We start from the raw sequence: 18782 nt of genomic DNA on the forward strand, positions 1-18782 counted from the left end.
AGCAAACCGCAACAATTAGGTCAGGTCATGCTCGGCGGCTAAATTGCCTGGGTTGAAAGTGTTCCGTAAACCTTGCCCCTTTCAACCCTCTGCTATATGAAGGCCAACAAAAAGCCGGAATGGGCATGCTGCCCATTCCGGCTTTTTGCTAAACAGCAGCTTCAGACACGACTACAGCGTGAGTGACTGAGGCTCGTTTTCAATGAGAGCGGCAAGGTCTTGCAAGAAGGCCGCCGCATCTGCTCCGTAAATGATGCGGTGATCGCAAGTGATATTCACTTGCATCTGGCGCTTGACGCCCATCATGCCGTCTGGCGTCGCCACGACGGCGGGCTTAGCCCCACCAATGGCGAGAATTGAGCCGTGGCCTGGGGGCAAAATGGCATCAAACTTATCGACCCCAAACATGCCCAGATTCGACAGGGTAAAGGTGCCGGTGGAATATTCATCTGGCTGAAGCTGCTTGGTGCGAGAACGAGCCACCAGATCCTTCCACGTCCGCGATAGAGAATAAATATCCATTTGGTCAGCCCCCTGGAGGACCGGGGTAATCAGCCCCCCGCCTTCCATGGCGACCGCCACGGAAATGTTAATGCTGCTGCTGTACTGAATACCTTGTTCGGTGTAGGCCGCATTTAGCAGGGGATGCTTTTGCAGGGTCACAGCGACGGCTTTGGCCAGCAGCCCGGTCATGGTCACACCCTTGGACTTGATTTGCTTGTAAAGCTGGTCGAGGGCATCCGTCGTGATGGTGTAACCCACCCGGAAAGTCGGCACTGACAGGCTGGCATTCATGTTACGCACCACCGCCTGCTGGAGCGTATTGAACGGCACCAGTTGCCCCGGAGCCGCTGGAGCGGGCGTCGGGGCGGCTGGCTTAGCCGCAGGAGCAGCACTCGCCGCTGGGGCGGCGGCTGGAACGGCGGGAGGCGCGGTTGGGGTGGGCGTCTTACCCGCAGCTAATTCAATATCTTGCGCCACAATGCGGCCATGGGGGCCGCTACCTTTTACCGTTGCGAGGTCAATTTTGAGTTCTTTAGCGAGTTTGCGAGCGCGAGGCGACACAATCGTGCGGCCGCTGGATGCTGCCGCGCTGCCATTTTGCGACGGAGCAGGGGCGGCAGGAGTTGGAGCAGGGCTACTGGGTGCGGGCGCGGGGGGTTTAGCCGCGGCGCTGCTACCACCGCCGCCACCACTGGCAGCTTTGGCTTTGGCCTCTTCAATCTCGTCTTCGGTTTCGGCCAAGAGGGCGATCGCATTGCCGACGGGCGCTTCTTCCCCGGCTTCGACCACGATGGCAGCCAGATAGCCTTCATAGAAGGATTCCACGTCCATGTCCGCCTTGTCAGACTCGACAATGACGACGGTCTCACCCTTTTCAACCTTATCGCCGGGGGATTTAACCCAGGAGACAATTTTGCCTTCCGTCATCGTTGAACTGAGGGCGGGCATGAAAACTTCGCGAATCATGGAGTGTTTGCTTCCAAAACGACAGCCTAAACGTGCCGGACAGCACCGGGCAACAGCAATCTATTCTATCCTGTCGGGTTCCCTTGCTCGTAATGTGTGATGCTAAAACCCAAAGTTTTTTAGCGGTGAAGAGGGGGGATTCCAGTTTTCCCAATCGCCCGCTCTCGCATCGCTAGACCGCACTTTGCGTATATTTCACGGTCGGTTTCAGTTCTTCAAAGACGCGGTAAGGGCTTTCGATCATCCCGAGCGCAGCGTAAGTCTGTTGGGCGCGATCGTTATCGCGCTCGACGTACAGCCGAAATCCGCACACGTTCGGCTCCTGATCAGCGAGATTTTTGGTGAAGGCGTACAGCTGTCGATAAATGCCTTGACGGCGGTATGCCGGTGCCACGAACACGCTCTGTATCCACCAAAACAAACCGTTGCGCCAATCACTCCATTCCATGGTGACCATCAGCGCTGCTACGATTTGCTCATCCGTCTCAGCGACGAGATAAAACCCGAGCGAGGGATTTTGGATCAGGGTATTCACCCCAGCGGCGATGACTTCAGGTATCAACGCTTTGCCTTCGGTTTCCCGTGCCATGGCCTGGTTAAAGGCCGCGATCGCCCCCGCATCCCGCAGTTCCGCTTTCCGGATCTGAATCGTAGCCATGTCGTTAACTCCTGCATCACGGCTCCATGGGGAACTACTCTATCTTGCTGAGAGGGCGCTTTTGCAGACAGCGAAAGAGGATGAGATTGGCGCGATGCGATCGCTCAGAGCTTGGTGGGCAGAACAGAATCGGGCCAGTTAATCAGGAGAATTTTCCCGACTGCAAAACCAAAGAAGCGCAGGCTTTACCTCGGTTCGTGTGCAATTCAACTGACGGCGGCGACTTAGTTTGGTTGCTGTGCTTCAACCATTTGCTGAAAAGACCGGAGCGCTTGTCGATGTTGCTCTCCGGCCACCCAGGTGAAATCGTTATGTCCGGCGGCGGCGACCCAGAGAGACAGTTTCGGCTCTGATGCGGCTTCATAGAGGGTTTGGCCGTGCTCCAGCGGGATGGTTTGATCCGCTTGACCATGCATCACCAGTACGGGGCAACGAATCTGTGGCATTTTGTCGAGGTTAGGAAACTTGTCGAAGGGGAGCAAGGGAAACGGAACCACGACTCGAAACGCCGATGTAAAAGTGCTCTCTAAGATCAACCCCGCGATCGGATATTGAGTGGCAAGTTCAGTGGCCGAGCCGCCGCCTACAGATCGACCGTACACAATAATCCGTTCAGGCGGGATGTTGAGCTGTTGTGTGAGATATGAATAAGCGGCAGCCGCATCTTGATAGGCATTCTTTTCGGCGGGCTTACCGTCGCTGGTGCCATAACCCCGGTAGTCATAGGCAAAGACACTAAACCCCCAGCCATGTAAGCGATCGAGTACGGGACGAATATCCCCTAAATCTTCGGCGTTGCCGTGGATGTAGAGCAAGGTGTATGCCGCTTGAGAATTCGGCAAAAATATGGCGGAAATCTGTTCGGTATGGGTAACAGGGACTTTGAGGATTTCCTGAGTGTCTTGATAGCTGGCAGGCTGAGGCAAGAAGATCATGCTATCGGCTCGAAAAAAGACGTAAAGCGCAAAAAAGGTGTAAATAAACAGCAGCGATCGCATCAGTCTTTGCCAACTGAATTCCCCAATCAGTAGTCTTCTCAACAGCAAACGGCTCACAAGTAAACTCAGCTAGCACTAGTCCTCAATACTTTTCAGCTGTTGAGCAAAATAACGATTGAGTTCAGCGGCGGTAGATAGCCTTAAAGTTCATGACAGATTGCCTAAATACGCCGCTGCAACGATTTGTTATATCGTTATTTCTATGACAGAGATTGTGAGAGACGCCTAAACGCCCGTAGCACAAGGAATGTAGAATCAGATCTAAAAATGGAGCAAAGTCCCATAACTTCCATCCAAGTCACCTCGCTCCAGCAGCTTCAATGAAGCAACCTGTCAGAACGGATGATGAATACGCTAAAATGGGGGGTTGCTCATGATACCAATTTATTCAAAGTATACTAGTATATAGAGGGGCGAACGTCGGCTTCATGCCGTGTGTCTGAGTAGCAACCCTACTTAGATCTAGCCCCTCTTAGCTTTTCTAGAGTTAACGGATTACGATCGCTGTACCACTCTCCATAGCCCTTATTGCGTTTGTCGTCCAAATCCATAATTAGCCTGTACTTGTGGGCAAGCGGTTTGAAGAATTGATCTTCCTCCCGTTCGTAAAGCCGTTGTAGTGCCCAAAGGTAGTAGTCAACGACTTGTAGTCCTGCAACCTGTGATGGATAAGCAGGTTCAATCAAGATTGAGCTGCTAGAGCTGATTTTCCATTTGGCCTCAAAGTTTTCCTGAGCTTGGTTGATCGCTTGTTCCAATGCGTCTTCACGGGCTTCTTTGCCTCGTCTGGCAATGGCAATCTGAACGACGTCTGCTTTGTGCAGCAGATTTTTGAAGAGGCGCTTTATCAGATCGTCGTAGATTGCGTTCTGCTGTAGCTTCTTGCCCAAATTCTTGAAGTTTGCCTTGGCGGCCTCAGCCATCTCGACTTTACTGCGAATGGCAACGAAAACTTTCACATCCAAAGCCTGGATTAGCTCAAAGACTTGTTCGCGAATCTCGGCGTAGTCATCTTTGGCATGAAAGGCGATCGCGGTCTTCTTGGCCTCCGGCTGCATTGAGGGGATGCCCTTATAGCGTGGGTGGGTCATGAGTTGGGCTCGCAGGGCATTTAGTTCCCAAGTGACTGTTTCAGGATCAGCAATTTGGGCTACACCCACCATAAAAAACTTGGATGCTCCCGGTTGGCCTACGATAATGCGCCCTTTTTTGTTGAAGAATGAGAGATCACCTGCCTCATCGACAAAGTAGTGGCGAAATTTAATGTCTTCGGGCATTTGCAGAGATGAAGTACGCTTGACCTATTTTATATCAGCCAGAGATTACGGCTTCTAGCTCTGCGATTGCTTTATCCTCTAAATCATTAGCCTCATCCCTGTAGGAGTATGCAAGACGCATGAAATCTCCTATCGCTTTTTGCTTGTCAATAGATATATCTGGGCATAGAACATTTGCCAAATGAAATTCATCTACATGATCTACTACGCCACCATACACTTGAGCAAGAACTTGGTGTTTGGCGTAAGGAGTTAGAAAAAAGGCTGTAAGAAATCCCGAATCATATTGTTCATTTGGGAAGATTCTAATCATGTCATCTGAACCAGCCCAGTGCGTATATTTAGCAGTAACTAACCCCGCACGGGCAGCAGTGCCAGAACGAGTTACTAAAATCTCATTCTCTCTCAGCATACACTCTTTAATGACCTTAGCATTAGCTACCGAAGAGATTGACTGATACTGAGTTATTCGGAATGACATTAAATAAGAAGGTTGAAAGAAAGGAACTCCTTGTTTCTCTTTAACGTAAATTCGTTTGAATCTAGGAGGTCGGCTTATTTGAGTATCTGTATCTCCCAAACGGATGAATTTGCAGTTGGCTTGATGAAGCTTATGAATTACACTTCGCAAAATGGGAACATGATGTTTAGAATCAAATCTAACCACAGAATTATTCACATCTGAGTCACCAAGAAACTCTGATGAAGAAATCTCAAAAGCCTTAGGATCATTTACCTGACCTAAATACTCAATTTCATCTTCAGTAAAAGGCTCGATCCCTAAAACTTCGTATAGATCCCTTTCAGCCTTGTCAAAAAGTAGATTAGCCCTATCTCTCAAAGCATAAGCTCGAAGAATTTTTCCATGAATAGATTTCCGTTTTTCTTCTGACGGTAACGGAATAGGAATAGAAGCCAAGTGTTTTGGCTCCAATTCATCTACTGTTGAACCATAAGTACTGCTAGAGATAAAAGCCTTCCCAAATTTACTCGCCAGGAAAGCATATAAATAGCCTGATGGTATATCAACGGGTTCGATCCTGATAGTATGATCAGAAATCGCACATCTCTCTAGGGTTTTATTGATAAACAGCACATTGCCAACTGTGCCTGAACGGCTAACAACAACCCATCCTCTCGGAATCATTAAATCGCCGAGTTTCTTCATGCGATGTGAAAGAAATTTCTCAGGCCGCAGAGGCAAAAAGAACATATTTCGAGAGCTGACAAACGGTACTCCATGCTCTGGTTTTGTATAAATTCGCTTGAAGTTGCTTCGTGCTTGCGTTTGTACTGGGTGCCAGATTGTTCCGCACAGTTCACCAAGAGATCTAGTAGGGTGTCCACAGGCTTCTATGGCATCAAGGGCACGGAAAGCTCCTTCTGAATAAGCGCCTGCATCAAAGCGAGAATCAGCCTCATATAGCCACTTTGAGCCAATTGAGAACTGACGTACATCAGATTGAACTTGATGAAGTTTGGGAAGCGCTACAGCACTACACATGCAGCCACCTCGGAGTCTTCTGGGCTAGCCAGTTTTCAAATAATTGAGTTACGGCAGGAAGCTGGTCGTCAACAATGGCTTCTTCAACTTCCTTCGCAATCTCTATCACTTCTCCCTTGGCGTTTCGAGTCGTGACGTTTCGAGTTGTCTTGCGCAAAACCTCTTCACCTTCTGGAGTTCTCACGTAGACAGGATTACCCCGCAAATCCCAACCGACTCGATCGGCGATCGCCATAAAAATCTCGTACTCTGGAGGTCGTCCTGTTTCAGCGACCAACCGTAGCTCAGTCTCAGTAAACTTTTGCAATACCAAAACACTGGTCATCGTGTGAGTATCAGAACGTGCAAAGGTTTGGCGAGGAAGATCGATACTGGCAATGACATAAGCCCGTCTTAAAACCATTCGACGGATAAAAGATAGACCCGGATTACAGCATTTCTCACTCTAGTGAGGTGCAGTAGCAGCAATTTGTAAACCAGTTTTTAATGTCTGTCAAAGAAACTTCCTTNNNCTCGATAGAGTAAGCTTTCATCCCTGTCTCTTAGCAAATTCCAAAACATACTAAGTGTATCTCACGAGACTGGAAAAGGCTGTAGACAAAATGCTATCAGGTAAAACAATTGCTATTCGCCCACCCGGTTTCACAAAATCTAGACATCGCTCAACAAACAATCTTTCGGGTGCCAGAGAAGATCGAGCAGCCTTGGCCTCAGCCGTGGTCATTTCAAACTGATCCAAAATATAGGGATCATCGATCATTAAATTCGAACCAAAGGGTGGATTCGCAAAAACCACATCAAATGACTCTAATTTAACTTTCTCAATCCCTTCGCTTTTGTTGGCAATCCATTCACCAGGTGGCAACAGTGAATTTGCATGATAAACATTACATGAGCCGTCACCATGCATGGCTAGATTCATCTGTGCTGCTCGAACTAATTCATCGAGTTTGTCGATCCCATAGAGGTTATTGTTGCAAATCCGCTCTAAACTGCTAGCGACCTCTAGTTTTACTTTTTCGGTATTTTTGTTGCCATATTTCCGCTTGATTCTATCTTCTTCAAGATCCCGAAGCTGAATCAAGGTAGCCCTGAGAAAACCACCCGTCCCGCAGGCTGGATCTAAAACTTTAAGTTTAGTTCTCTGTTCTGGTGAATACGTTGCAAGAACGATTCCAACCGCCATGTCGCAGACATTTCTCGGAGTGAAGAAAGCACCATGATCACGGCGACTGGTGACACTGACAATTTCTTCATAAGCCTCGCCTTTAATGTCGCTTGCAGTTTCCTGAAAATTAAACTTCTGAAACTCAGAAACGATATAAGCCAGTGAGCGGTTGTCTAGATCAATATCTTCATTCTTTGAAGGGAATATATGCGAGTACTGCTTTTTTACTGCATTGAATATTTTCTTGATTCTGGTTCGTAATTTACGTTGGCCTAATTCGCTCCGGCGTTCTTCTTGTGTAATACTGAATTCCATGACGCCACTGGTTTCTTGCTCGTCATGCACTTTGCAGAAAATCAACTTCAGCAGTTCAAAGAAAGCCTTTTCTTTAGTTAAATTTCCATTAACGTGTAAGTAATTATGACAGCGCTTAAACGTTCCCCGTAGTCCCTCAGTAGCGGGTACAAGCTCCGAAAACTCAAGGCGCTTGGGTTCACTCTCGCCTTTTAATGGAATGTCTGTTGCTTCTGGAAAATCATAATTCCCCCTATTGTCAACAGTTTTTTCAAATGCCTGCATTTCTGAGGCAACCCACAGCCCCCATTTCGCATTCACGCAAGCCGACATGTAAGATTTGAGCTGATCAACACCATCTTTTCGATCAGTGGGCCTGACATCCTCCTGCTTGGCTTCGACAATGATGAAGATATTTTCCTGTTTATGCTCTGTACCTTCATGGAAAATAGCAATGTCTACCCGCTTGCGTTTCCCACTGCCCATCTTGATGGGAAACTCGCAGTGTAGATTCTCTCGCTCGTAGCCATACTCCTCTACCAAGCTTCGAGCGACTCGTTGGCGAACATGCTCCTCTGGAGTGTCCTTTCTGAGCGTGTCAGGGTGTACATAGCAGCGGATTTTGCCCGACGGCACCAATAGGATTGGTTCGTTGGTATCTGAAGGTACGCTCCGTAACTGCTGCGCCGTCAAAATGCTATCCCTCAAAGCTTTGTGGTTTGCAATACCTGATTTTAAGACAGGTTAGCGGTTTCAGGGTTCTCAGCAGGCATGAGTTTAGCGACCAAGCTTATAATCGAAGCCGAGTTTGAAGCCTGGTATAGACAGAGAATTGAAGCGATATAACTATTTATTGGACTGACACATTCCATATAACTCCCCTATACGGGCGTATAGGTAGAAATCTTTCAGCCTAATCGCCGGATTTGGGTAATTAGGTGGAAATATGTCAGCCTAACACGCCGATATCGGTGATTAGGTAGACGAGTTCAGTATAATCAGCCCTTCATGGTGGGCTTAGGATTACTCAGGGTTTATTTATCATCGTTGCTGGAGTCTAATCGATGAAATCTGAACCACGCCCTGGTCAGTTGGTAGCACAAGCTTGTGATGCGCGTTTCAGATTCCCCAGCCAGTAAGTCGTGAGATTGGGAACGCACATCGCAACCGGGGAACGGCTCTTTGGAATCGGGAATTCAAGAGTGCTAGCTCAGAGCATCACGGTGTAAGCGAGTCCTGCCACCATTGAACCGATAAAGGCAAAGGCGAGATAAGTGATGAAAACGGGCCGACGGGCGAGGGCGAAGACGGCAATCATGGCGGGAATGCTAGTTGCGCCGCCTGCGAGGAGGAAGGTCATACCTGCAGCAGGCGACAGACTTTGGTCGATGAGTCCTTGGACAACGGGGAGCGCGGCGTAGCCATTGAGATACAGCGGCACGCCGATGAGGGCGGCGAGGCCAATGGAGAGCAGACCACCATCGCCCGCGATCGCTTGCACCCAGTCTGTGGGCACATACACCAGCATCAAGCTTTCGATCAAAAACGCTAGGGCCATCCATTTACCGAGGAACCAGGCATTTTTGCGCGCGCCCTGCCAGAATTTTTGTTGGCGATCGGATTCCTTCCAGAACTGCCAGACAGGGGGCTTGGGATTGCGGACACGACTGCCCCCACAGCCCCCGTTGCCGACGCCTTCCCGCAATGGATTCTCGAAGGCGGCGATCGCCCAGCCGGATCGCATCAGCGCCAGGGTACCAAAGCCGCCCAGCAAGCCAATGCCCACCGTCGCAACCGTTTTGAAGATCGCAAATTGCAACCCCAAGGTGCCCACCGTCAGCACAAACATGGAGGGATCCATCAGCGGGGACGCCAGCCAAAAGGCCATCACCGCCGCCACGGGCACCCCCATCGACAGCAGCGCCGCGATTAATGGAATCACCCCGCAAGAGCAAAAGGGCGAAAACGCGCCGAAAATGGCGGCGACGGGAATCATCACCGCGAGCTTGCCCTGGAATGCTTTGGCAATCAGGTTGTCGGCCCCGCTAGCGGTAGCGTAGGCCGCGATGCCAATGGAGAGCAGCAAAAACGGGGCGACGCTCCACAGGCTGTCGAGGGTAAAGCGGAGGCTGGCAGACGCTTGGGCGGGAGCGAGCAGGATCAGGGCTAGGAAGATGAGGGCGATCGCGATCGCCACTCCATCCACTTGCCGCACACTGCGGCCAAATCGGGTCAATACGCTAGTGGCCATGCTGTAAGTCCTTCGATAGTTCGAGAAATACCAAAATACCAATCAAATTAAGGGACGTTAATTCAGTCCGCCTGAGTTGAAGTTTGCGGTCAATCAGTCTCGTTGTCGTGAGTCAACTCCACGACCTGATTGCGGGTGCAGCATTCCTCAAACAAGAAATCCATAAGGGACTTCAGCTTGTCGGACTGGACGCTATACCAAATCCATTGCCGATCTTTGGCCGAGGCGACGAGGCCAACCTGACGCAGCTTATCGAGGTGGTGAGACAGGGTTGAAGCGGAGATCTCCAGCTCTTTTTGAATCTCACCAGCGGGCAACCCCTGGGGATGGGCGGTTAGCAACAACCGGACAATACTTAACCGCGATGGTTGCCCCAAGGCGGCAAAGGCAGCAGCAATGGTATCGAGAGAGCATTCAGACTGAGATTGTATTTCCATATTTCGATAATTATCGAAATACTCGCGATCGTCAAGAAGGTAACGGAAACTTAGCGATCGCGGTTCCGCCTGCACTGGAGAATTACTCGCCGAGGTGTGCTGAGCCGCTCCCAGTTCTCGATGCAACTGGCCTCACCGGCTAAATGTCGTCTACACGACTTGACATTTCAACTTAGATTGAAATAATCAGAATGTCGATGCGCCATCGCTGTAGGTGAAATATCGTGGCACTTCAAACCTGGAAAAAGCTTACCCCTCTTGCATTGACGGCTCTAACAGTGGCCTGCTCAGCACCTTCGGAGCCGACTGTGAATTCTTCACCCGAAGAAATAAGTGCGGCCAACAGTTCAAGCTCAATCAATATCGACGGGTCGAGTACCGTTTATCCCCTGACCGACGAAGTCGCGAAGGAATTGCAGTTTGAGCAGGGTGAGGCGGCTCCTAACATCACTATCGATTTCTCCGGGACGGGGGGCGGCTTCAAGAAATTTTGCGCGGGTGAAACCGACATCAACAACGCCTCACGCCCCATCCTCAGGGCAGAAATGGAAATCTGCAAAGTCAATGGAATTGAGTACATCGAGATTCCCGTGGCTTTTGATGCCCTGACGGTGGTGGTGCATCCTGACAATGATTGGGCGGACGACATCACAGTTGCCGAACTGCAGGCCATGTGGGAGCCCGCGGCAGAGGGAACCATCACTCAATGGAGTCAGGTGCGAGGCGACTGGCCGGATCAACCGTTAAATCTGCATGGCCCTGACGTTGAATCCGGCACCTACGACTACTTCACTGAGGCGATCGTGGCGGAAGCTCAGGCCAGCCGGAGCGATTACACGGCTCAGAGTGATGATGATCTGATTGTCCGGGCCGTCCGCCAAGACCCCAATTCTCTCGGCTTTTTTGGCTACGCCTACTACAACGAAAACCGCAGTCAACTCAAGGCTCTGGCGATCGACAGTGGCGCTGGCCCCATCGAGCCCGCCGATGAAACGGTGCAGAGCGGAGCGTATCAACCCTTGACCCGCCCACTTTTCATCTATGTCAATGCGGATGCCATGGCCGCCAACCCCGACCTGCAAGCCTTTGTTGAGTATTACCTCCTCAACGCCCGGTTTCTGGTAGAGGTGGTGGGATACACGCCCTTGCCGAATGAAGCGTACAACATTGCCTCTGAGCATGTGGCGGAAAAGCGCATTGGGACCGCGTTTGGCGGGCAAGCGCCCACGAATCTCACGCTGGAGCAGTTGGTGCAGACAGAGCGAGATTTCTAATTTTCAGACTGACGTATAGATAAAGAGAGTTTGATGGTAAAGGTTGCAATTAATGGCTTCGGTCGGATTGGCCGCCTGGTGTTCCGGGCGAGTTGGGACTGGCCGGAGTTGGAGTTTGTCCACATCAACGAGATTAAAGGGGGCAGTGTCGCAGCGGCCCATTTGCTTAAGTTTGATTCGGTGCATGGGCGCTGGCCGCCGGAGGTGGAGGCTACGACTGAGGCCGAAGTGCGGGTGGACGGCCAGCCGCTCAGCTTCAGCGAGTACACAACTCCGGGCGCGGTTCCTTGGGATGAGCTGGGGGTCGATATCGTTTTGGAATCTTCCGGCAAGTTTCGCACGCCGGAGCTGCTAGAGCCCTACTTTCAGCGGGGGGTGAAGAAGGTGATTGTAGCGGCTCCGGTGAAGGAAGGGGCGCTGAATGTGGTCTACGGCATTAACGACCACCTGTATAACCCCGATGAGCATCATCTGCTGACAGCAGCCTCTTGCACGACCAACTGCCTGGCGCCCGTAGTGAAGGTGATTCAGGAGGGGCTGGGCATCAAACATGGGGTAATCACCACCATTCACGACCAGACCAACACCCAGACGATTGTGGATGCGCCGCACAAAGATCTGCGGCGGGCGCGCGCTACGGGGATGTCACTGATTCCGACGACCACGGGCTCAGCGACGGCGATCGCCCTGATTTACCCCGAGCTTCAGGGCAAGCTCAACGGACTGGCCGTGCGGGTGCCGCTGTTGAATGCATCCCTGACGGACTGCGTTTTTGAGGTGGAGCAACCGACGACGGTGGAGGCGGTGAACCAGCTCTTTCAGGCCGCTGCCGAGGGCGAACTGGCGGGGATCTTGGGCTACGAGGAACGGCCTCTGGTCTCGATTGACTATAAAGATGATCCCCGCTCTTCGATTATTGATGCGCTCTCCACGATGGTGGTCGATGGCACGCAGGTCAAGGTTTTGGCCTGGTATGACAACGAGTGGGGCTATGCCAACCGCATGGCCGAACTCGCTCGCAAGGTCGCCCAAAGTTTGGCCTAAAAGTTGCGCCTCACGGTTCTGCTCTCAGTTGTTCCCCAGCCTGGATGTTTCACCCTGATGGATTCTTCTCCCACACTTGATCAAGTCAGTATTCGCAATTACGCGATCGTGACCCTGGCCTACTGGGGCTTCACCATCACCGACGGGGCGCTGCGGATGCTGGTGCTGCTGTATTTCCATACCCTGGGGTACACTCCCTTGGAAGTGGCGATGCTGTTTTTGTTCTACGAAATCTTTGGCATTGTCACCAATCTCTTCGGGGGTTGGATTGGCTCCCGGTTTGGGGTGAAGCTCACGCTGTACAGCGGCATTGCCCTGCAAATTTTAGCGTTGCTGATGCTCACGCCCGTCAATGAAAACTGGGCCCTGGCCTTGGCCGTGCCCTACGTGATGGTGGCCCAGGCCTTTTCTGGCATTGCCAAGGACCTCACCAAAATGAGTTCCAAAAGTGCGATTCGCCTGGTGATTCCTCAAAATGCGCAGTCGGCTCTATTCAAGTGGGTCGCCATTCTCACCGGGTCGAAGAATGCGCTGAAGGGAGTGGGCTTTTTTCTGGGCAGTCTGTTGCTCGCAACTTTTGGCTATGTGAATGCCCTGCTGATCATGGCGGGAGGACTAATGGCGGTGCTGGTTTCGGGGCTCTGGCTGCCGTCGGGCATGGGCAAGGTCAAAGCCAAGGTGAAATTTCGCCAGCTGTTTTCCAAAACCCGAGAGATCAACATTCTCTCGGCGGCACGGTTCTTTTTGTTTGGCGCACGGGATGTTTGGTTTGTGGTGGGGCTGCCCGTTTTCCTCTACAGCGTCTTGAACTGGTCGTTTGAACAGGTGGGCGGCTTCCTCGCTATCTGGGTGATTGGCTACGGCATGGTGCAGTCGTTGGCCCCTACTTTGCTGCGTCGATTTGGCTCGGGGCGACCACCTCAGGCCAGCACGATTCGGTTTTGGACTGGCCTGCTGACGGCGATTCCGGCCTCGATCGCGATCGCACTCCAGCTCGGTCGTCCCCCCGGCCAAACGATTGTGGTGGGCCTGATGGTATTCGGCGTGGTCTTTGCCTTCAACTCGGCGGTGCATTCGTACCTGGTGCTGGCCTACACCGAGGATGACAAGGTAGCCCTCAATGTGGGGTTCTATTACATGGCCAACTCCGGCGGGCGCTTGGTGGGAACGGTGCTCTCTGGGCTGATCTTTCAGATGTATGGCCTGGTGGGATGCCTGTGGACATCGGCGGTGTTTGTGCTGCTGGCGGAGTTGATCACGCTGAAGCTGCCAAACCCGAAGTCAACCCAAGAACTGGTGAGTTAATTAGCTGATCGATGGCGGTTCGGAGGGGGTGGCCTCGATCGCCATCAACCCCCAGATCAGACCAAAGCGAACTCGCTGCGATCGCTGCACTCGATACCCGGCTGTGGTCAAAAATTCGTGCAGTTCTGCTTCGGTGTAGCAATTCTTGTGGGCCGGATCGACCAGGCTCAGCCCCCAGTCACACAGCCGACAGACGAGAAAATCGCGGCACCAATCCAAAATCACCACTCGCCCGGTCGGATGCAGCACCCGCCGCATTTCCGCCAGCACCTGATCCGGTTCATTGAAATAGTGAAAGGCGTTAGCACACACCACCACATCGAACTCTGCTTGCTGCCAGGGCAGGGCTGAAGCTGAGGCTTGCTGGAAGGTGACGGTCGGTTGATCGGTGAATTTCGGGCGAGCGATCGCCAGCATCCGTTCCGAAAAATCCACCCCAGTGATCGCCTGCTCGGCGTGGCGATCGCTCAGCAGCCGCTCCAACTCCCCCGTACCGCAGGCCACATCCAGCACCGTTTCCGTCGGAGCAATCTGCGCCCACTCCACCAAAAACGACAGCGTATTGGTAATGTAGCCCCGCCAGCGTTGGTCATAGATATGAGCGAGGCGATCGTATTGCCGCTGCACCAAAAGTTCCATAAGATCATACGAATTTAGATTTGAAATGTCCCATCTCTGGTACCAAGAACCCTCAGGTGAAAACTAAAACTAGTATTAGCTTTAGATCACCCTTGCTATCCGCTTCACCAGATTAGAGCCAAATACAAAGGAACCCTTCACCCAAGTCAGTTTAAGAAAGCGTTAATATGCAAAGACATCCCAAGCGTAGTCATTTATACTTAAATTATTAAGTAGGGATTAAAAAGGCATCTCCGATGGAGAGTCTAAACATATGCTTTTCTACCTCCCCATCTCTCTAGACACTCGCCACAACGTTCAGAGAGGTTATCACCATGAAAACTTCCAAACACTTTTGGACAGATCATCAGCAAGGGACACGTTTTCTTCGGAATCGGCTACATTCCCGATTTGGAATAGCCATCCTAGGTTTGTTTGCGGTATTTGCAACGACCACTGGAGCCGCATTAGCACAACCGAGAGTGGGCGTAATTTTAGACACTAGTACTCAACGGCACAAATAAGCATAGCCATTATGCGGTTAAGGGCTTGCCCGTATAGTTCCATTTGAAAGGCTTGGCCANNNACAATGAGGGCGGGCAGGGCGCGACCAGGCATCAGACTCAGGCCTCTAAAACTGACTCCTTAAGGGTATCTGCATTTCCGCCATGCGGTACTAGCTATTCGCTTGCGCCCAATGTTGTGCGACAAACAGAGCTGTGGGAATTTCCTGACGGACACTTCCTGATGGTATCCGAGTACTACTGCTTCGGACACCCAAATTATGGTCAGCATCGCTTCAAGCTAATCAGACCTTTTTCAGAATACTGGGAAGATTTGCGGGATATTGAAAGAAATTCTGGGATTGAAGAGCTTCGTGATGATGCTTGCAACGCGCTACGAAGAGGAGCCTACGATTTAACTGGCATTGATGAATATGCACAACTCGCTTTCAATCTTCGATCCCAAAATCGTATCGCAGAAGGCATTGAAGTCCTTCAACATGCAGTCGAGCTTTATCCTACAGAACCAATCCTCTATAACAATCTTGGTCTCTTGCTAAGGATTTCCCAAGACTTTGAGGGGGCAATTTCCACCTACCGTCAAGGTATAGCCAGGGCTTTGGATTTTGAACTTAAAGCTCTTTTATACACAGGATTAGGGAACGCATTTGATGATGCAGGCAGAACGGAAGAAGCCTTTGATGCATATCGTCAGGCGATAGTACTGGATCCGAAACTTGCGATTGTTCACTATGACTTTGCGATCGCCTTATGGCGAGCCGGACGCATTGACGAAGCTGTCGAAGAATGTAAAGAGGCTCTACAACTCGATTCAAACTTAACTGCAGCTCAAGAATTGCTGGCTGACTTGGAAGCAATGCAAATACCTGACAGCATGTAGCCCCCAACGTGGAGATACATCAACACATGTAGAGACGCTCTAGCCCATTGCTGCCCCGTTCCCTTGGCCACTTCTTTAGCTTGGCACTCAGCTCACGACATTCAAATTTACCCCATTGGTCGCGCACAACGGGGATCTGGCAAAGTTGCTTTTTCAGGCTCTCGGGGGAACCAGAAAGCGGTTTTCTTGCAAAATTCCACCAGCATGAGCATCACGGGCACTTCGATCAGTACGCCGACGACGGTTGCTAAAGCAGCGCCAGAATTCAGGCCGAACAGGGTAACCGCTGTGGCGATCGCCACCTCAAAGTGATTGCTGGCCCCAATCAGCGCCGCCGGAGCCGCATCTTCGTAAAACAGGCCGAGCTTTTGGGCTGCCACATAGGTGATGAAAAAAATAAAGTTGGTCTGCAAAAACAGCGGTACTGCAATTAATAGGATGTGCAGCGGATTGCGCACGATCAAGTCGCCTTTGAACGCGAACAGCAGCACCAGAGTAATCAGCAGCGCCGCCACGGAAATCGGGCTGAGATACTTCAAAAAGACGTCGTTGAACCAATCGCGCCCCTTGTGCCGCAAAATCCAGGTGCGCGACACGGCCCCCGCCAGCAGCGGCAACCCGACATAAATCAGCACCGACAGCACAATAGTTTCCCAGGGCACCGTCAGGTTATTCGCCGCCAGCAACCACCGCCCCAACGGCGCATAGAGAAACAGCATTGCCAGGGAGTTGATCGCCACCATCACCAGCGTATGGCCCTGATTGCTGAACGACAGGTAGCCCCACATCAGCACCATCGCCGTGCAGGGGGCAATGCCCAATAGAATGCACCCGGCAATGTAGGAATCCGCCAGCGCGACTTCCGTCCCACGAATCAACTCCGTACCGCTGAGCAATGGCCGAAACAGCCAGCCGAGAAAGAACTGCGCGAACACCACCATGGTGAAGGGCTTAATCAACCAGTTCACGACCAGGGTCAGCACCACCGGCTTGGGCGTTTGGGCCGCTTTCTTCGCCTGGGAAAAATCAATTTTCACCATGATGGGATACATCATGAAAAACAGGCAGATGGCGATAGGAATCGACACCTGAAAAACGCTCATCGCGTCGAGGGTGACAGCAATCTGCGGAAACACCCGCCCCAGCAGGATGCCCGCGACAATGCATAACGCTACCCACACCGTCAGGTAGCGCTCAAAAAAGCTGAGGGTGCCTCCGGCCTGCACGGCTTTAGGATTAGTTTCTGAGCTAGTCGACATGGGCATCTAAGACATATACAGGGTAAGTGGGCAGACTTTTCTTGATGGGCCGGGGAGTGGGGGAGCAAGGGAGAACAGAGTTGGGGGGCGGATCGCAGTTGATGCCATCGAGAACGGGTGAATCAATCCTCGGCAGGGGGGCGCGATCGCCTCACGCATCTCAACGGCTATGCACATCAGTCAGATGTTTCAAGTTCCATGATTTCAAACCAGGTTGAAATATCGCGGCAACGTCCAGGCATCGCCAGCGGTCCATCTCGATTGAGGTGGTTGCTATTCATCCGGTGAGCAGGTGCGAGCGGGGAGTCGGGGACTGTAGCGGCGGAAGTCTGACAGGTACTCTTCCAATTCCACCAGGCGGGACAGGTTGAGACGGTAATAAATCCAGCGGCCTTCCTGGCGCGATCTCACTAAGCCCGCTTGCTTCAGCGTTTTTAGATGAAACGAGAGTTTGGACTGGGCAACATTGAGGCGATCGCACAGGTCGCAAACACACATTTCCTTTTCCCGCAGCAATTCGATCACCTCGACCCGTAGCGGCTCCGAAAGGGCCTTAAAGATGGCGATCATGTCGACCGCAGTGCTGGTGAGAACCGTTGACATCAAATCAGGTTGAAGTATGGAACGCCCCTAGCTTATCAAGTCCTGAACTGAGTGACCAGAGACCGAGAGCGCTGCCCCCTACGCCAAAGAAGGGGAAGTTTCCATGATTCAAAGGTGACTCTCACGGGATTTAGGCCACTGTTGCCTAGCCGCAATGACGTCACAAACCGCGCTAGCATCCTATGCTGTAGCCTTGTTACTCGTTTTGGGTAAACCATGCCAATGCCCCTCTCCCTCAAGACGCTGCGCCTCAAGTGGCAGTTACTCTTCGGCATTTTGCCTTGGGCACTGCTCTTTGTGGGCAGCAAAGTCGGGCTGCATCAGCTGCATTGGGATGTGTGGACCTTTGACTCGATGACGGGCACGCTATTCGCTGCCGCGTCTTTCATCCTGGCGTTTATGCTGAGTGGCACCCTGCGCGATTATCAAGCCAGTCTTTATATGCCGACCGAATTGGCGAATGCCGTGGAGGCGATCGCCGATACGAACCAACTCATCGCCCAAGCCCATCCCCACTATGATCCCGCCCCGCTGAACCAAGCCCTCGCGCAGCTCACCCGACACCTCTTAGCCTGGCTCGAAACTCAGGCCGCGATCGCCCCCGTCGAGGCGACCCTTGACCAACTCAACCATCACTTTGCCGACCTCTTGCGCCTGGGCGATGCGCCGCTGATTGGTCGTGTGCAAAGCGAGCAAGCCAAACTGCGCCTACTGATTCGTCGCATTCACATCATTCGCGATACTGATTTTTTGCAACCCGCTTATGTGCTGCTGGAACTCTTTTTGGTCAGCGCCGTAGTGACATTGTTATTGGTGCATACCGCCCGATTTGAGCAAGGGCTCATCGTCTCGACCTTACTCTTCATTGCCTTTGCCTATTTGCTGCGTCTCATTCGCGATCTCGACAATCCCTTTCAATATGGCGACCACTCAGTCTTAGATGCCGATCTCTCCGCCTTGCGCGAAGTCGTCGCCCAGTTGCCACAACTCAAGGCAGAGAAGGCCCAACCTCAAAGCGATCCCCATCGTTAGTCACCCCCCAGGGTGCGGCTTTGCCCGTCAGCGTGGGACCGCGACCTTGATTAACCGCAACGACACTCAGTCTTGAATGTGAATACATCAGCGCAATTTACACATCGGCCAATCAATAGATAAATTTAAGATTTTATTCATCTTTTTTGTGTCTGCTTTTACACTATTTGAGAAAAGAAAGTGAAG

At 51.8% G+C, this 18782-nt stretch carries 17 protein-coding genes; 5 read left to right on the plus strand and 12 right to left on the minus strand.

Annotated features, from left to right (window positions below):
- Positions 1 to 171 precede the first annotated feature (171 nt).
- From DYY88_RS00175 to DYY88_RS00215, 9 genes are all read right to left on the minus strand, one after another.
- Positions 172 to 1470 carry a dihydrolipoamide acetyltransferase family protein gene (locus DYY88_RS00175; RefSeq protein ID WP_039724821.1) on the minus strand — a complete coding sequence of 433 codons (1299 nt, stop codon included), beginning with the start codon at positions 1468 to 1470 and terminating at the stop codon, positions 172 to 174.
- Positions 1471 to 1642: 172 nt separating this feature from the next.
- On the minus strand, positions 1643 to 2128 hold the full coding sequence (locus tag DYY88_RS00180) for a GNAT family N-acetyltransferase (protein WP_039724820.1): 486 nt from the start codon (positions 2126 to 2128) through the stop codon (positions 1643 to 1645).
- Between the two features lie 224 nt (positions 2129 to 2352).
- Positions 2353 to 3183, minus strand: a complete 831-nt coding sequence (locus DYY88_RS00185; RefSeq protein ID WP_039724819.1) for an alpha/beta hydrolase — start codon at positions 3181 to 3183, stop codon at positions 2353 to 2355.
- Positions 3184 to 3578: 395 nt separating this feature from the next.
- Positions 3579 to 4403: a DUF3800 domain-containing protein gene (locus DYY88_RS00190; protein WP_039724818.1), complete on the minus strand. Its 825-nt coding sequence runs from the start codon at positions 4401 to 4403 to the stop codon at positions 3579 to 3581.
- Positions 4404 to 4437: 34 nt separating this feature from the next.
- Positions 4438 to 5907: a restriction endonuclease subunit S gene (locus tag DYY88_RS00195; protein WP_084606910.1), complete on the minus strand. Its 1470-nt coding sequence runs from the start codon at positions 5905 to 5907 to the stop codon at positions 4438 to 4440.
- On the minus strand, positions 5900 to 6232 hold the full coding sequence (locus DYY88_RS00200; RefSeq protein ID WP_130199282.1) for a hypothetical protein: 333 nt from the start codon (positions 6230 to 6232) through the stop codon (positions 5900 to 5902). Before DYY88_RS00200 ends, DYY88_RS00195 begins: the two co-directional genes overlap by 8 nt.
- Positions 6233 to 6469: 237 nt before the next feature.
- Positions 6470 to 8062, minus strand: coding sequence for a type I restriction-modification system subunit M (locus DYY88_RS00205; protein ID WP_130199283.1), 1593 nt, complete (start codon positions 8060 to 8062; stop codon positions 6470 to 6472).
- A 517-nt stretch (positions 8063 to 8579) separates the two neighbouring features.
- Positions 8580 to 9620, minus strand: coding sequence for a permease (locus tag DYY88_RS00210; protein WP_039724814.1), 1041 nt, complete (start codon positions 9618 to 9620; stop codon positions 8580 to 8582).
- Between the two features lie 89 nt (positions 9621 to 9709).
- Entirely contained in the window at positions 9710 to 10183 is a 474-nt protein-coding gene (locus DYY88_RS00215) for an ArsR/SmtB family transcription factor (protein WP_201278891.1), read from the minus strand.
- A 98-nt stretch (positions 10184 to 10281) separates the two neighbouring features.
- Here DYY88_RS00215 and DYY88_RS00220 point away from each other — a divergent pair, with 98 nt between their 5' ends.
- Genes DYY88_RS00220 through arsJ form a run of 3 tightly spaced genes read left to right on the plus strand, consistent with a single transcriptional unit; the run spans position 10282 to position 13680 of the window.
- Complete coding sequence (locus DYY88_RS00220; protein WP_039724813.1) at positions 10282 to 11331, plus strand: PstS family phosphate ABC transporter substrate-binding protein; 1050 nt, start codon at positions 10282 to 10284, stop codon at positions 11329 to 11331.
- Between the two features lie 33 nt (positions 11332 to 11364).
- Positions 11365 to 12375 (plus strand): ArsJ-associated glyceraldehyde-3-phosphate dehydrogenase, encoded by a 1011-nt coding sequence (locus DYY88_RS00225; RefSeq protein WP_236146267.1) that lies wholly within the window; start codon positions 11365 to 11367, stop codon positions 12373 to 12375.
- 57 nt (positions 12376 to 12432) lie between these two features.
- Positions 12433 to 13680, plus strand: coding sequence for an organoarsenical effux MFS transporter ArsJ (gene arsJ / locus DYY88_RS00230; RefSeq protein ID WP_039724811.1), 1248 nt, complete (start codon positions 12433 to 12435; stop codon positions 13678 to 13680).
- Here arsJ and DYY88_RS00235 read toward each other — a convergent pair whose 3' ends face one another.
- Complete coding sequence (locus DYY88_RS00235) at positions 13681 to 14319, minus strand: class I SAM-dependent methyltransferase (protein ID WP_039724810.1); 639 nt, start codon at positions 14317 to 14319, stop codon at positions 13681 to 13683.
- Between the two features lie 726 nt (positions 14320 to 15045).
- On the opposite strand from DYY88_RS00235, the gene DYY88_RS00240 reads away from it, so the two are divergent.
- Positions 15046 to 15702, plus strand: coding sequence for a tetratricopeptide repeat protein (locus DYY88_RS00240; RefSeq protein ID WP_039724808.1), 657 nt, complete (start codon positions 15046 to 15048; stop codon positions 15700 to 15702).
- 107 nt (positions 15703 to 15809) lie between these two features.
- Here DYY88_RS00240 and arsB read toward each other — a convergent pair whose 3' ends face one another.
- On the minus strand, positions 15810 to 16961 hold the full coding sequence (gene arsB, locus DYY88_RS00245; RefSeq protein ID WP_039725037.1) for an ACR3 family arsenite efflux transporter: 1152 nt from the start codon (positions 16959 to 16961) through the stop codon (positions 15810 to 15812).
- A gap of 273 nt (positions 16962 to 17234) precedes the next feature.
- A complete protein-coding gene (locus DYY88_RS00250) occupies positions 17235 to 17564 on the minus strand; it encodes an ArsR/SmtB family transcription factor (RefSeq protein ID WP_039724807.1) in 330 nt (109 codons plus the stop codon).
- A 216-nt stretch (positions 17565 to 17780) separates the two neighbouring features.
- Here DYY88_RS00250 and DYY88_RS00255 point away from each other — a divergent pair, with 216 nt between their 5' ends.
- On the plus strand, positions 17781 to 18596 hold the full coding sequence (locus DYY88_RS00255) for a hypothetical protein (RefSeq protein ID WP_130199284.1): 816 nt from the start codon (positions 17781 to 17783) through the stop codon (positions 18594 to 18596).
- The last annotated feature ends 186 nt before the right edge of the window (positions 18597 to 18782 follow it).

Origin of the sequence: Leptolyngbya iicbica LK, assembly GCF_004212215.1 — a bacterium.
In the GTDB taxonomy this organism is placed as follows: domain Bacteria; phylum Cyanobacteriota; class Cyanobacteriia; order Phormidesmidales; family Phormidesmidaceae; genus Halomicronema; species Halomicronema iicbica.

What these genes read in the sequence shown, in the direction of transcription:
- DYY88_RS00175 (WP_039724821.1), bottom strand. Translation starts at nt 1,470, where the DNA reads ATGATTCGCGAAGTTTTCATGCCCGCCCTCAGTTCAACGATGACGGAA.
- DYY88_RS00180 (WP_039724820.1), bottom strand. Translation starts at nt 2,128, where the DNA reads ATGGCTACGATTCAGATCCGGAAAGCGGAACTGCGGGATGCGGGGGCG.
- DYY88_RS00190 (WP_039724818.1), bottom strand. Translation starts at nt 4,403, where the DNA reads ATGCCCGAAGACATTAAATTTCGCCACTACTTTGTCGATGAGGCAGGT.
- DYY88_RS00195 (WP_084606910.1), bottom strand. Translation starts at nt 5,907, where the DNA reads ATGTGTAGTGCTGTAGCGCTTCCCAAACTTCATCAAGTTCAATCTGAT.
- DYY88_RS00200 (WP_130199282.1), bottom strand. Translation starts at nt 6,232, where the DNA reads ATGACCAGTGTTTTGGTATTGCAAAAGTTTACTGAGACTGAGCTACGG.
- DYY88_RS00210 (WP_039724814.1), bottom strand. Translation starts at nt 9,620, where the DNA reads ATGGCCACTAGCGTATTGACCCGATTTGGCCGCAGTGTGCGGCAAGTG.
- DYY88_RS00225 (WP_236146267.1), top strand. Translation starts at nt 11,365, where the DNA reads ATGGTAAAGGTTGCAATTAATGGCTTCGGTCGGATTGGCCGCCTGGTG.
- arsJ (WP_039724811.1), top strand. Translation starts at nt 12,433, where the DNA reads ATGGATTCTTCTCCCACACTTGATCAAGTCAGTATTCGCAATTACGCG.
- DYY88_RS00235 (WP_039724810.1), bottom strand. Translation starts at nt 14,319, where the DNA reads ATGGAACTTTTGGTGCAGCGGCAATACGATCGCCTCGCTCATATCTAT.
- DYY88_RS00240 (WP_039724808.1), top strand. Translation starts at nt 15,046, where the DNA reads ATGGTATCCGAGTACTACTGCTTCGGACACCCAAATTATGGTCAGCAT.
- arsB (WP_039725037.1), bottom strand. Translation starts at nt 16,961, where the DNA reads ATGTCGACTAGCTCAGAAACTAATCCTAAAGCCGTGCAGGCCGGAGGC.
- DYY88_RS00250 (WP_039724807.1), bottom strand. Translation starts at nt 17,564, where the DNA reads ATGTCAACGGTTCTCACCAGCACTGCGGTCGACATGATCGCCATCTTT.
- DYY88_RS00255 (WP_130199284.1), top strand. Translation starts at nt 17,781, where the DNA reads ATGCCAATGCCCCTCTCCCTCAAGACGCTGCGCCTCAAGTGGCAGTTA.